Origin of the sequence: Pseudoalteromonas sp. T1lg22, assembly GCF_002964645.1 — a bacterium.
Lineage (GTDB): Bacteria > Pseudomonadota > Gammaproteobacteria > Enterobacterales > Alteromonadaceae > Pseudoalteromonas.
This window is the reverse complement of record NZ_PQBY01000019.1, coordinates 1-297: the sequence shown is the minus strand read 5'-3', so window position 1 is coordinate 297 and position 297 is coordinate 1. Positions and strand designations below refer to the sequence as shown.

At 48.5% G+C, this 297-nt stretch carries 1 pseudogene; it reads right to left on the bottom strand.

The features are described 5' to 3' along the window. Positions 1–48 precede the first annotated feature (48 nt). Positions 49–297: pseudogene (gene tuf, locus C2M24_RS12925) on the bottom strand (elongation factor Tu); the annotation flags it as partial.

Below are 297 nucleotides of genomic sequence, written 5' to 3'. Positions count from 1 at the left end.
GGCACAAAAAAGGCCGCTAAAAGCGGCCTTTTTTCTTGAGAGTAACTATTACTCTACGATAGTTGCTACAACACCAGCACCTACTGTACGACCACCTTCACGGATCGCGAAACGTAGACCTTCGTCCATCGCGATTGGGCAGATTAGTTCAACAGTCATCTTGATGTTGTCGCCAGGCATTACCATTTCTACGCCGTCTGGTAGTTGGATGTCACCAGTTACGTCAGTTGTACGGAAGTAGAACTGTGGACGGTAGCCTTTGAAGAATGGCGTGTGACGGCCACCTTCGTCTTTAGA